Origin of the sequence: Nocardia amamiensis, assembly GCF_015477605.1 — a bacterium.
Taxonomy (GTDB): domain Bacteria; phylum Actinomycetota; class Actinomycetes; order Mycobacteriales; family Mycobacteriaceae; genus Nocardia; species Nocardia amamiensis_A.
The window spans coordinates 439,797-451,888 of record NZ_JADLQX010000001.1 but is presented as its reverse complement, the minus strand read 5'-3'; the positions used below and the strand labels follow the sequence as shown (position 1 = coordinate 451,888).

The 12,092-nt window shown below is 66.1% G+C and carries 15 protein-coding genes and 1 tRNA gene; 8 read left to right on the top strand and 8 right to left on the bottom strand.

Translation table 11 applies throughout. The annotated features are described in order from the left end of the window. Nucleotides 1–200: 200 nt before the first annotated feature. Nucleotides 201–650 (top strand): hypothetical protein, encoded by a 450-nt coding sequence (locus IU459_RS02075; RefSeq protein WP_195127685.1) that lies wholly within the window; start codon nt 201–203, stop codon nt 648–650. Nucleotides 651–727: 77 nt separating this feature from the next. Here IU459_RS02075 and dcd read toward each other — a convergent pair whose 3' ends face one another. Further along, nucleotides 728–1,327 carry a dCTP deaminase gene (gene dcd, locus IU459_RS02070; protein ID WP_195127684.1) on the bottom strand — a complete coding sequence of 200 codons (600 nt, stop codon included), beginning with the start codon at nt 1,325–1,327 and terminating at the stop codon, nt 728–730. Between the two features lie 129 nt (nt 1,328–1,456). Here dcd and IU459_RS02065 point away from each other — a divergent pair, with 129 nt between their 5' ends. The 4 genes from IU459_RS02065 (at nt 1,457) to IU459_RS02050 (ending at nt 6,492) form a co-directional block, all read left to right on the top strand. Continuing rightward, entirely contained in the window at nt 1,457–2,227 is a 771-nt protein-coding gene (locus IU459_RS02065) for a phosphatase PAP2 family protein (protein ID WP_195127683.1), read from the top strand. Between the two features lie 505 nt (nt 2,228–2,732). Beyond that, entirely contained in the window at nt 2,733–2,885 is a 153-nt protein-coding gene (locus IU459_RS02060; protein WP_195127682.1) for a hypothetical protein, read from the top strand. Between the two features lie 24 nt (nt 2,886–2,909). Then, entirely contained in the window at nt 2,910–5,336 is a 2,427-nt protein-coding gene (locus IU459_RS02055; RefSeq protein WP_195127681.1) for an FxsB family cyclophane-forming radical SAM/SPASM peptide maturase, read from the top strand. Continuing rightward, nucleotides 5,323–6,492, top strand: a complete 1,170-nt coding sequence (locus IU459_RS02050) for an HEXXH motif domain-containing protein (protein WP_195127680.1) — start codon at nt 5,323–5,325, stop codon at nt 6,490–6,492. Before IU459_RS02055 ends, IU459_RS02050 begins: the two co-directional genes overlap by 14 nt. 81 nt (nt 6,493–6,573) lie before the next feature. Here the strand turns inward: IU459_RS02050 and amrS are convergent, their stop codons facing one another. Beyond that, the gene (gene amrS, locus IU459_RS02045) at nt 6,574–7,662 is read right to left on the bottom strand and encodes an AmmeMemoRadiSam system radical SAM enzyme (protein WP_195127679.1); all 1,089 of its coding nucleotides are present in this window, start codon (nt 7,660–7,662) and stop codon (nt 6,574–6,576) included. A gap of 291 nt (nt 7,663–7,953) precedes the next feature. Between amrS and IU459_RS02040 the strand changes: the two genes are divergently transcribed. Next, nucleotides 7,954–8,027 (top strand) — tRNA-Gly (locus IU459_RS02040). A 64-nt stretch (nt 8,028–8,091) separates the two neighbouring features. On the opposite strand, the gene IU459_RS02035 is transcribed toward IU459_RS02040, so the two are convergent. From IU459_RS02035 to IU459_RS02025, 3 genes are all read right to left on the bottom strand, one after another. Continuing rightward, complete coding sequence (locus tag IU459_RS02035) at nt 8,092–8,301, bottom strand: hypothetical protein (protein ID WP_440446451.1); 210 nt, start codon at nt 8,299–8,301, stop codon at nt 8,092–8,094. Between the two features lie 64 nt (nt 8,302–8,365). Further along, a complete protein-coding gene (locus IU459_RS02030) occupies nt 8,366–8,881 on the bottom strand; it encodes a flavin reductase family protein (protein ID WP_195127678.1) in 516 nt (171 codons plus the stop codon). Further along, nucleotides 8,874–9,473 (bottom strand): NAD(P)H-dependent oxidoreductase, encoded by a 600-nt coding sequence (locus IU459_RS02025; RefSeq protein WP_195127677.1) that lies wholly within the window; start codon nt 9,471–9,473, stop codon nt 8,874–8,876. Before IU459_RS02025 ends, IU459_RS02030 begins: the two co-directional genes overlap by 8 nt. A gap of 235 nt (nt 9,474–9,708) precedes the next feature. Between IU459_RS02025 and IU459_RS02020 the strand changes: the two genes are divergently transcribed. Next, nucleotides 9,709–10,011, top strand: coding sequence for a DUF1905 domain-containing protein (locus IU459_RS02020; RefSeq protein ID WP_195127676.1), 303 nt, complete (start codon nt 9,709–9,711; stop codon nt 10,009–10,011). A gap of 137 nt (nt 10,012–10,148) precedes the next feature. Here the strand turns inward: IU459_RS02020 and IU459_RS02015 are convergent, their stop codons facing one another. From IU459_RS02015 to IU459_RS02005, 3 genes are all read right to left on the bottom strand, one after another. Next, nucleotides 10,149–10,478 carry a hypothetical protein gene (locus tag IU459_RS02015; RefSeq protein WP_228837177.1) on the bottom strand — a complete coding sequence of 110 codons (330 nt, stop codon included), beginning with the start codon at nt 10,476–10,478 and terminating at the stop codon, nt 10,149–10,151. Nucleotides 10,479–10,620: 142 nt separating this feature from the next. Beyond that, nucleotides 10,621–10,917: a hypothetical protein gene (locus IU459_RS02010; RefSeq protein WP_195127674.1), complete on the bottom strand. Its 297-nt coding sequence runs from the start codon at nt 10,915–10,917 to the stop codon at nt 10,621–10,623. Beyond that, entirely contained in the window at nt 10,904–11,128 is a 225-nt protein-coding gene (locus IU459_RS02005) for a hypothetical protein (protein ID WP_063016531.1), read from the bottom strand. The genes IU459_RS02010 and IU459_RS02005 overlap by 14 nt, the downstream gene beginning before the upstream one ends. A 167-nt stretch (nt 11,129–11,295) precedes the next feature. Here IU459_RS02005 and IU459_RS02000 point away from each other — a divergent pair, with 167 nt between their 5' ends. Next, complete coding sequence (locus IU459_RS02000; RefSeq protein WP_195127673.1) at nt 11,296–12,084, top strand: alpha/beta fold hydrolase; 789 nt, start codon at nt 11,296–11,298, stop codon at nt 12,082–12,084. Nucleotides 12,085–12,092 lie beyond the last annotated feature (8 nt).

The window sequence follows — 12,092 nt, the reverse complement described above, 5'->3', positions numbered from 1 at the left end:
CTCTGCCTGACCAATGCCTGACCACGGTTCATCCCTTCCGAACGGATTCCTTCCAGAGTACGAGGGGTTTGTGAGCAGAGCCACAGTTGAAATACGCGCTCTATCAAAGGCAGCGGAAGGGCAGCGGAAGGCACGCTCTCGGGCGATGCCGAATCAGCGGGCGGGACGGGACCATTGAGGGGAAAGGCAAGGAGTTCGCCGTGAATGTCGAGAAGCTCAGGACCGTGGACGATTGGGTGGCCTTCTATCGCCACGAGTTCGGGCTACCGGTCACCGAGCGTGGTGGTTTCGCCATGCTCCCGGTCACCGGGCGCGTCTGCGTCGTTCACTTGCCGACCGCACGTGCCGAAAAGGTGCGCACCGCACTGGAACAACAGGGGATGAGGGGTCCCATGTTGGCCAGACAGATCCGATGGAGCTTCCTCGCCGAGCCGGACAGCCGACCGGGACCCCAGGTGCTCGAGGTGCTCAATCGGTTGGATATCGGGCTGCCGGCCGTCGGCAGTGCCGTGATGTTGCCGACCGGCCTCGGCCGCTGGACCCGGGAAGGGTGCTTCTGGGTCAACCCGCCGAGCCGCGGTGACACGCTTCCGCCGCTGTCCGTCATCCTCACTACGGCGCTCGCGGTGGGAGCGGGCGGCGGGGACTGATCACCTCCGCGATCAGTTCCCGCTGCCGTCCGCCGGGACCGCTTCCGCACAGTCGACGAAGCGGACCCGGCGCTGGCTCAGCGCGACTCGGCGGCGTCGATCGCCGCCGCCGGAATCGGGAAGTTGAGATAGGACCGCGACGGCGTCGGTCCGCGCTGGCCCTGATACTTCGAGCCCGCCACGGCGCTGCCGTACGGATGCTCGGCGGGGCTGGTCAACCTGAGCAGGCAGAGCTGGCCGATCTTCATCCCCGGCCACAGCGTGATCGGCAGATTGGCCACGTTGGACAGCTCCAGCGTGATGTGGCCACTGAAACCCGGGTCGATGAAACCCGCGGTCGAGTGGGTCAGCAGGCCGAGCCTGCCAAGACTCGACTTGCCCTCCAACCGTCCGGCCAGGTCGTCGGGCAGCGTGCACACCTCGAGCGTGGAGCCGAGCACGAACTCGCCGGGATGCAGGACGAACGGCTCGCCTTCTTCCGGCTCGACCAGGCTGGTCAGTTCGTCCTGCCGCTGCGCCGGGTCGATGTGGGTGTATCGGGTGTTGTTGAACACCCGGAACATCCGGTCCAGACGCACGTCGATACTCGACGGCTGGATCAGGTTCTCCAGCAGCGGCTCGACGCCGAGACGCCCAGCGGCGATCTCCGCACGGATGTCACGATCGGAAAGCAGCACGCCGACGAGCGTAGCGCCTGCTCGTCGCCGCACTTCAGCCTGCCGACATCGGGGCGATGATTCGGCACTTCCCGGCAGTGCGAAGGACCCCGGTCAACCTCCAGCGGCTGGTAGTGGCACCGTGGAGGAGTGACCTCCCGACGGATTTCCATCGCAATCGGGGTGCTCACTGCGTTGTTGATGGTGTGCACCGCCGCTTTCACCATGGTCGCGCTCGGCGACGACGGCCACGGTGGAATCGACCGAACAATCACCGAGTGGGCCATCGCACACCGCAACGGTGTGCTGACACCGATCGCGGTAACGGTCAGTCTGCTGAGCGGCACCGTAGCCATGACGGTGCTGGCCACCCTGGCGTGCCTCGCTCTGTCCTGGCGGCGGCGTTGGTCCTCGGCGGCGCTCGTCGCGGGTGCGAGCCTAGGAGCCGGGCTACTCGTCCGCGGCGGAAAAATCCTGGTCGGCCGGGATCGCCCACCCATCGAGGACCACCTCATCTCGGTGGAGAACCTGTCCTACCCATCCGGCCACAGCGTCGGCTCGTTCGTCGTGATCAGCGTCGTCACGGTGGTGGCCCTTCCCAGTGTGCGCGCCGCCACTGTGCGTGCCCTCGCCGCGACCGCCGCCGCCGTGTTCATCGTCGCGGTGGGCCTGTCCCGCATCTACCTGGGCGTCCACTGGACCACCGACATCCTCGGCGGTTGGTGCATCAGCACACTGTGGGTCATCCTCTGCCTGACCATCTACCGCTACTCGGAGCCTGTCCAGAAGAACTTCGTGGCCAGGGGCAATCGGGCGGGTTTCGCCGATATGGGCGGGGAATCCGGAGAAGAAATGCGATCACCAACCGGTATCGAGTCGCGTTCGATCCGGTCGCGCCAGTCCTCCGGTCACAAGGTCTGAGTAGACCAGCACAGCCCGGCCAGAGGCACCGCATCGAGGTTGACGCAACGGCGATCCTCCCGAGGTAGCTGTTCAGCATTTCGTCGATTAGCGACAGCTGGCGGCGATCCGCGCACTCGGACCAGCATTCGACACGACTTGCCGAGCATCCCCGCGAGCATCTTCCACGCGACGCGGGGGAATCCATCCGCCGACGTCGGCGAAAGATCGAGGCCGGCGCCATAGTCGCCAGAAACCCGGTTCACGGTGGACGACGACATTTCTGAGAACCTGGGGTTGTTGCCCGGTCCGAACTACGGAGCGAAACAACGTGAACGATCCAGAGCTACGTGCAGAGGTACGCGATCGAAACATACATGGACAGAGTGCATTTCGGTCGGCACTTCATGAAATTTGCTGTCCTCCAGTATGTTTGAAATCCCCATGGATGGGAACGAGCGTCGAAGCCGGTGTGCGTAACATTCGACTCGAGCCCCAAAGGGCTTCGCTCACAAGGAGAATGATCATGAAGCCGAATGACCAGACCGTGGTTTCCGCTGTGACCGATCTGCGGAACACGCCGCTCGGCCAGCTCTCGTCACAGAGTCTGCCCGAACTGCTGTCCAGCCTGGGCAACTCCTCGACCACCGGAATTTCGTTCAGTTCCGCACTCGTCTAGATCAGCGTCGACACCGGCTGCCACATGAATCGTAGACCGTCTCCATTCCGTCAGTTTGTGATCAAGGTGCACAGCCGGTGCGATTTGGCGTGCAATCACTGTTATATGTATGAGCACGCCGACCAATCCTGGCGCGGCCGCCCGATGGGGCTTGCCCCGGAGACGGCCGCCAGGATTGCGTTTCGTATCGCCGAACACGCGGCGCGGCATTCGCTGCCCGAAGTCGCGATCGTGCTGCACGGCGGTGAGCCATTGCTGCTCGGCGTGGACCGCACCAGGGATTTCCTGGCCGCATTGGACACGGCCATTTCCCCGGTTTCCCGTCTCAATCTGCACATTCACACCAACGCGGTGCAACTGAACGAGGAGTACCTCGACTTGTTCACCGAATACAACGTGCGAGTCGGTGTCTCGCTCGACGGCGATCGCGCCGCCAACGACAGGCATCGGCTGTACCGCAACGGCCGAAGCAGCTATGACCAGGTGCTCGGGAGTCTGGACCTGCTGCGGAAGCCGCAGTACCGCGCGCTCTATTCGGGCTTGTTGTGCACTGTGGATATCGCCAACGACCCGATCGCCGTCTATCGGGGGCTGCTCGAGCAGGAACCTCCGCGCATGGACCTCCTTCTTCCGCATGCGAATTGGGAGCATCAGCCGCCCGGATTGCACACCCCGCGCGACCCGGCGAACCCGACGAACGGCGGCGGCGAGTATGCGAAATGGCTGATAGCGATGTTCGACGCCTGGAACGCCGACGGCCGACCGGTGCCGATCCGCACCTTCGAATCCGTAGTGGCCGCGATGTACGGCCGGCCGAGCACCGCCGAAGCCATCGGGCTCGATCCGGTGGACCTGCTGGTGATCGAAACCGACGGAACCCTGGAGCAGGTCGACTCGCTCAAGACCGCCTACGACGGCGCGGCGGCCACCGGTTTGAACGTGTGGGACAACTCCCTGGACGAGGCGGCCGTGCTTCCCGGTATCACCGTCCGACGGGATGGCATCGACGGTGTCAGCGCTACCTGTCGATCGTGCCGTCTGGTCCAGGTGTGCGGTGGGGGCTTCTATCCGCACCGCTACCGGCCGGGTGCCGGCTTCGACAGTCCTTCCGTTTATTGCGCCGATCTCGAGGAGATGATCGATCACGTGGCAGCGACAGAATCAGCAGCAGGCCGCGGTGGTGCGCAGACTTCGGCACGAGCGGCCGATGAAGCTGCGCATAGCTTGACCGAAGATGGTTTCGCCCAGCTGGCAGCCGGTTTCGGTGATGCCGCGACGGTGAATTGGCTGGCCCAGGCACAATCGTCGCTGCAGCGCGAGTTGCTGGCCGCGGTGGGTAGATTCGGCCCACAGAACGACCGGCGCTTCACGGCGGCGTGGGACGTACTGGTATCGCTGGACTCCACCGCTCCGGCCGCAGTGGCCGAGGTGCTGGCACATCCCTACATGCGGGTGTGGGCAGTCGGACTACTCGAAGGCGTGAGTCGCGGCGAGATCGCCGCCGAGGACATCTACCACCTGGAGGCCATCGCCGCCAGCGCGGCGCTGCGTGCGGGCAAGGATCTGCGATTGCCTGTCCCGGTGCGGGACGGGGTAGCGCCCTTGCCGACCTTCGGCGCCCTGAAAGCCGGGGCCGACGATCGAGTGTGGATCAATACCGGCTCCGTCGACGAACTGGACTTCGCACAGCCGTTGCGGCACCTTACCGCCGCTGGGCTGACTGTCCCGCTGGAAGACACCGACCCCTATCGACTAGGCCACACCTACCCGGCCGAGCGGTTGAGCGCTGCCGAAGCGAACCGGTGGCAGCGCGCCTTCGCCGAAGGGATCGACTTCATCGACGCGCACCTGCCGGTGTACGCACCGGGCTTGCGCGCCGGATTACGTGCCGTGATGCCGATGGAGCCGGAGGAAAAATACGATCGAAGCGCCTCTATGCGGCTGGCGTTCGGTGCTGTCGGTATCGGCTTGCGCCGTACGTGTGTGTCGGCCGCCCTGCCGTTGATCCACGAATTCCAGCACGTGAAGATGGGTGCGGTACTCGACATGTTCGAGCTGTTCGACCGCTCCGACACCGCGCCGGTGCACTATGCGCCATGGCGCCCGGATCCTCGTCCGCTCGAAGGACTGTTGCAGGGCACCTATGCCCACATCGGCGTTACCGATTTCTGGCGGATGCATCGCACGCAGGCCGAGGGTGCGCAGCGCGAGGAATCGGAGCAACAATTCGTGCGGTGGCGCATGATGACCGCCGAGGCGATTCGCCAACTCCAGGCGTCCGGGTCATTGACCGCATTGGGAGAACGGTTCGTGCAGGGCATGAGCGAGACCATGCAGCCATGGCTGGCCGAACCGGTCGCGGCCGAGGCGCAAACTGCCGCCATGCGCGCTGCCGCGGAACACCGTGCCGCGTTCGACGAGCGCATGAAGGAGGGCCATGACGGCCGTTGAATCGACGCACAGTCTGTCGGAAAATCAATTCGCCCAGCTGGCATCGGGTTTCGGCGACACCGCCGCAGTGAGTTGGCTGGTGCAGGCTCAGTCGTCATTGCAGCGCGAGTTATTGGCGGCGGTAGGCACATTCGGACCGCGCAGCGACCCGCGGTTCGCCGCCGCATGGGACGTTCTGGTCTCTCTGGACGCATCGGCACCGGATGCGGTGGCAGACGTGCTGGCGCACCCGTACACGCGGGTGTGGGCGGTGCGGTTGCTTCAAGGTGCCGCCGAGGGTGAGTTCGCGCCTGCGGACGTCCATCACCTGGAAGCGGTCGCGGCGAGCGCGGCAGTGCGGGCAGGCAGGGATATGCGGTTACCGGTGCCCGTCCGGGACGGAGTGGCGCCGCTGCCGATGTTCGGGGCACTGAAAGCCAGTGCAGTGGAACAGGTATGGATCGAAACCGGTGCGGTGGCCGGGCTCGCCATGGCCCAGCCCTTGCGTCGGCTGACCTCCGCGGGTCTGACTGTCACTCTGGAAGACACCGACCCCTATCGCATGCTCCCGTACGTTGGCAGCGAGATCCACCCCACGGGGCGGCTGAGCGATGCCGAGTCGCGCCAGTGGCAGGCAGCCTTCGCGGACGCCGTCGACTTCATCGATACCCATCTGCCCGCATACGCTCCCGGCCTTCGCGCCGGTTTGCGCACCGTGTTGCCGCTGCAAGCAGACGGCCCGACAGACCGAAGTGCCTCGGCCAGATTGGCATTCGGCGCAGTCGGCATCGCGGCCCTGCGGCTGGACCCGGTCGCACTCGCCGAACTGCTGGTGCACGAATTTCAGCATGTGAAGCTGGGCGCGATGATGGACGCCTTCGAACTGTACGACCGCTCGGATACCGAGCCGCGCTATCACCCGCCGTGTTTTTCGCATCCGCGGCCCATCGAAGGCGTCCTGCACAGCACCTACGCCCACCTCGCCATCGCCGACTTCTGGCGAGTGCGGCAAACACTGGCGACCGAATCGGCAGCACGCGAGGCTGCCGCACATCGGCTCGCCGAAGCGTCCGGCCACACCGCGGAAGGTTTGCGCCAACTGCGCGAGTCCGGCTCATTGACCGCATTGGGCGAGTCGCTGACGGAGGCGATGAGCGAAGCCGCACGGGGTTGTTGACCTGCGGATCGGCCCGGCAGGCGCACGGTTCCGATCACACGGAAACCGAAGAGGTTTACCCATGAGGTCTGCTCGGTGGCGTCACGCGATGAGCACCGGCAACCGCTTGCTTCCCCACCGCCCGACCGGCCCCTCGTAGACACCCGGCAGTTGCGTTCCGCATTGTGCGCAGCGTCCGTCGTCGGTGAGTGCGTATCGGCGGATCACGTACCAATCCCGTGTGACGACGGCGATGCCGCAGGACGGGCAGGAGGTGGTGCCGCCGTCGGTGTCGTGCACGTTGCCGGTGTAGACGAAGCGCAGGCCCTCGGCGAGGGCGATGTGGCGTGCTCGGGTAAGCGTCGCGGGCGGCGTGGGCGGGATGTCGAGCATCTTGTAGTCCGGGTGGAACGCGGTGAAATGGAGCGGCACGTCGTCGCCGAGTTCGTCGCGGATCCACGCGCACTCGGCGGCGATCTCGGCGTCGCTGTCGTTGTGCTCGGGAATGAGCAGCGTCGTGATCTCGAACCACACGTCGGTCTCGTGCCGCAAGTACCGCAGGGTGTCCAGCACGTCGTCCAGGTGTCCGACGCATACTCGGCGGTAGAAGTCCTCGGTGAACGCCTTCAGGTCGACGTTGGCCGCGTCGATGTGGGAGTAGAACTCGGCGCGCGGTGCTGGGCACATGTAGCCTGCGGTCACCGCGATCGCCTTGATGCCGCGGTCACGGCAAGCGTCGGCGATATCGGCCGCGTACTCGAAGAAGATGGTCGGATCGTTGTAGGTGAACGCGACACTGCGGCAACCGAGATTCTCTGCGGCGCTTGCTAATTCATCGGGCTCCGCGCGGCCGGACAGGGTGTCGATCTCGCGCGACTTGGAGATGTCCCAGTTCTGGCAGAACTTGCACGCCAAGTTGCAACCGGCTGTCCCGAAAGACAGCACCGCCGAGCCGGGCAGGAAGTGGTTGAGCGGCTTCTTCTCGACCGGATCGACACAGAACCCGCTGGAACGGCCGTAAGTCGTGAGCACGATCTGGTCGTCGATGCGGGCACGCACGAAGCACAGCCCGCGCTGCCCCTCGCGCAGCTTGCAGGCACGCGGGCAGACGTCGCACTGCAGCCTGCCGTCGTCGAGCCGGTGCCAGTGCCTCGTCGGAACGGTGTGAGGATCGTCGAGCGATACGGTCATCTTCGGATTCCTCCGACGACAAGACTACGTCGTCCGAGCGCACGCTAGGCCCGCAATGCCGCATCAACCACCCGGCTCGCTGGCCTCGGTCGGCGCTCGTCCGGAAACAGCGGCCGCCCGTTCGGGCGCGAATCGCCCGAACGGTTGACAGCAAGATCAAGACTGGGCGGCAGCCGCGTCCTCAACCCGACCGACCCGGAGCGAATCACCGCAGGTCAGAAGCATCTACCAGGACTTTTCCCGGAGCACCGGCGGACTCTGCTACAGTCTCCGATGTATCTCGGTACGCAGGCCGATGTAGTTCAATGGTAGAACTTCTGCTTCCCAAGCAGACAGCGCGGGTTCGATTCCCGTCATCGGCTCCAACCAGAACCCGCCCAGACCAGGGCGGGTTTTTTTGCTCGTCGAACGTCGCCCAGGACCGTGCCATCATCCCGGCCGCCGGGCGGCGACGACGAAGTTCAGTGGGATCCGAGGCGCCCCGTCCGGCAGCGTCCACCCCCGTGGGCAGGGAACGAGCTCGGGGAAGCCGCGCCAATCCATGCGGCTGCCACCGCCGCCGAGGTAGTCGTCGGTGATCTCCCAGGGCCGGAAGGCCATCGCCCCCAGGATCGGATGTTCGTCGCGGATGACGAACACCCCTCCCCGTGAGAAAGACTCGCGAACGCGTGCAGAGGTAGGAGAAAGCCTGGGCGCTCGGGTCTCAGGCCGCGCCGTTGGCCGGTTCCGCATGCAACCGGCGGAAGCGACTGCCCTGGAACACCAGGGGGTCGACGTCGGCGCGAGTGGCGATGCGGTGGATGCGAAGAATGACGACGGCGTGATCGCCGGCGGGCACGTTGGCTTCCTGGACGCCCTCGATCCAGGCGGAAGCGCCGTCGATGAAAACGGCGTCGCCGGAGCCGCGGTGCAGGTGGATGCCGCGGAAGCGGTCGCCGTCGCGGGTGCCGAGCGACCGGGCGGCGGACTGCTGATCGGTGCCGAGCAGGCTCAGGCCGAGGTGGCTGGCGGCGGCCAGCTTGGGCCAGGTCGCCGAGGAGTTCTGCACGCAGAACGAGACCAGCGGCGGGTCGAGCGAGACGGGGACGAATGTGCTGACCGCGAGGCCGTGGGGCGCGCCGCCGATCTCCGCGCAGACCGCGACGACACCGCTGGGGAAGTTGGCGAACGCGCGACGCAGACTGGCTCCGTCGGCGGGGAATTCGAACAGGTCATGCATGGTTCGCAGCCTTCGAGCTGTGGGTCAGTGCCTGGGCGACCGAACGCCACCGCCCACTGTACCGGTCGATGACGCCGTCCTCGGCGAAAGTGCGGTCGGACAGATAGAGCCCCGGCAACGCCGCGGTGGCCCCGATCTCGACCAGAACGGGCTCGAGCAGCAAGTCCGGCGCCAGGGCATGGGCCGGCCCAGCGCCGAGCATCACCGGCACCGCGAGCACACCCGCGAGCCCGGTTCCATTGTCGAACCGTTCGAGGAACAGCTTGAGCAGACCGGTGTAGGTCGCCTTGAAAGTGGGGCTGGCGAACACCACGAGTTCCGAGTCGGCCACGGTGCGCACCGCCTCGGCCACCGCCGGATCGCCCCAGCTCAGCAGACCCGGACCGAAACCGACGAGATCGATCACGGTGGGCTCCGCGTCCGGCCGCAGCCCCTTCGCGACCAGGGTGGCGGCGGTCAGGGTCCGGGAAGCGGGTTTCGGATTGCCGACGACGACGGTGACTTTCCGCTGCGCGGCTTCCAGCTCGCGCGCCGGAGGAAGCACCTTCGCATCCGGTTCGGCGTCGCTCGTGGATTTCGCCGTGGTCGTCATCACCCCACGATCGCGCATCCCCGCCAGAGGCTCACGGGTTGCGCGCAGCGCGATCGAAATACGGTGTCCGCTTCCCGATTGCCGCTGAACGCTACTGGGTTTCGGCGGGCGGCACGGGCGCTATGCCGACAAGTTTCCGCAGCAAGCCGAAGAGCACGCGGTGTAGACGTGCTGCTATGTGGTGGCCGTCGGCGGTGGAGGTCGGGGTGTCGGTGCCTACCGATACAGTCGCGGCGTGGCTGGTTCGCGGTACTCGTTCACGGCAGAGGTGTGGGAGCACCAAGGGGATGCCGCATGGTATTTCGTGTCGGTGCCCGAAGACGTGGCCGACGAGATCGAGGAGCGGTACGCGCATCGGGCGGGCGGATTCGGGGCCGTGCGGGTGCATGTGGTCGTCGGCAACAGCCGATGGTCGACGTCGTTGTTCCCGGACAAGTCCCGGGCGACCTATGTCCTGCCGGTGAAGAAGGCGGTGCGGGTCGCGGAAGGGCTCGAAGCGGGCTCGGCGGCGCGGGTGGAACTCACTGTCGCGCTGTAAGAGGCGGTAGGGCCGCTCAACGCGGACGCTGCGCACTACCGGCCCGCCACCAAAACGTCGATTGCTGCTCGGGGTGTGCATCTGCCGCGATAAAGCTGCCGGTCGACGCCGTCAGCGCCCGCATCCGGACCGTCGACTCAGCGCGGCTGCGCCGCCGACATGCACTCGCTGGCGATGCGACCGCTGGCCGAGCGCGCCTTGTCCGCGTCTTCCTTGCTCATTCCCAGCGTCTCCTGGTTGGGAGCCTTCACGTCGTACTCGTCGCTGACCATGACCCGCAGTCCGGCCTGCGAAATACCCTGGTCGATGAACACCTTGGCGGCGCAGTCTGCCAGTTGCTTGTTCTTGAGGCCCTTGTCCTGCAGCGATTGGGCGAGCTCGGCCTGCGTCACCGTGGGCGCCGCCGTGTCCTTGTCGCTGCCGCATGCCGCGAGCACCGGCAGCGCGATCAGCGCCGCGGCGATCATGCAGATCCGCACCTGACTCCTCTTCCTCGACTGGCCACCGTCAGTGGCGTCGCCACCATAATGCCCCGCGGCGCGTCGCGGTAGTCGTACGCGCCGAAAAGCAGCGGAGAGCTTGCTGCACAACGATTTCCATGAACGGTGTTCACAGATCCATCGCCGCTCGCAACGCGGTGTCGAGCCGCTCCAGGGTGTCGGTGTCCACCACGTCGACCCGCTCGGCCAGCCATCCGCGGAAGATGCGCCCGATATTGCCCGCATGCACCCAGCCGTGCTCCTGCACCGGAACCGCGAGGATGTCGCGCGGATCCTCTTCGATCACCTCGGCGGCGATCAGCCACGGACGCGGCGATTCATTGATGCCATCACTGCTGATCAGCACGACCGTTCTGCGACGCGGCGAACCATGCGGGTTGTAGATCCACAGTTCACCCCGACGCACGCATCGCCTCCTCGGCGGCCGCCAGCTCGGCCGCGTCTGCCGCGGCCTCGGCGGTCACATCCGACACCGGGCCGACACCGGTGCGCACAGCTTCCCGGCGCGCGGCCTTCGATATCCACGCCGAGGGCGACATCCCCGCGCGAGCCGCCGCCTGCTCGGCGTATGACCAAGCGGCTTCGTCCAGCGAAAGGGTCACCTTACGGGTTGCCATACCAATTATCGTACCCAGGGTGCGGCACCCGGCACCAGGCCGGTTTTCCAGCGCAAACGGCACCCAGCGGTAGTCACGCTATGGAGCACGGCTCGGTCGATTCGAACTGATGGCCGCTGACTGCTGTTAGGGTTGGCGCAGGCCGCGGACGAATGGAGACGACGAGCATGACGACGTTGCACCATCACCGGGTCGGCGCGGGAGAACCGCTCGTGCTGGTGCACGGGGTCGGAAGCCGTTGGCAAATATGGGAACCCATCATCGACACCCTCGCCGCGTCGTATGACGTGATCGCGGTCGACCTACCGGGATTCGGCGGGTCGAACCCGCTCGCACACACAACCGTCGACACCCTCACCGACGCGCTCACCGAATTTCTCCAAGTGCAGGGAATCGAGCGGCCGCATCTGGCGGGTAATTCGATGGGCGGTCTGATCACGCTGAATATGGGGGCGCGCGGTCTGGCCCGCTCGGTCACCGCGTACTCGCCGATCGGATTCTGGGACACGGCGGGTCGCGTATGGTGCCAGCAGTCGCTGGGTAAGTCGCAGGCGCTCGCGCGGCTGGTCCGGCCCACACTGCCGTTCATCCTCGGGAACGCCGCGGGGCGGACCGTCTTTCTCTCACTGATCTTCGGCAAGCCCTGGGCCCTGGACCCGCAGGTGGCGCTGGAGACGGCCGTCGGCGCGGTCGAAGCGACCGGATTCGACGAGGCGCTCGCCTCGTTCACCGACGCGCGACTGCACGAAATCGGCTCGCTCACCGACATTCCCGTGACAATTGCCTGGGGCAGCCGCGACATCCTGCTCACCTACGCCACCCAGAGCCGCAGGGCGCGTCGCGCGTTGCCCGCCGCCGAGCACGTCACATTGCACGGCAGCGGGCACAGTCCATTCCCCGACGATCCCGCCGCGTGCGCACAGGTCCTATTCGAGACGATCACGCGGGCGCGGTGACGTTCGGT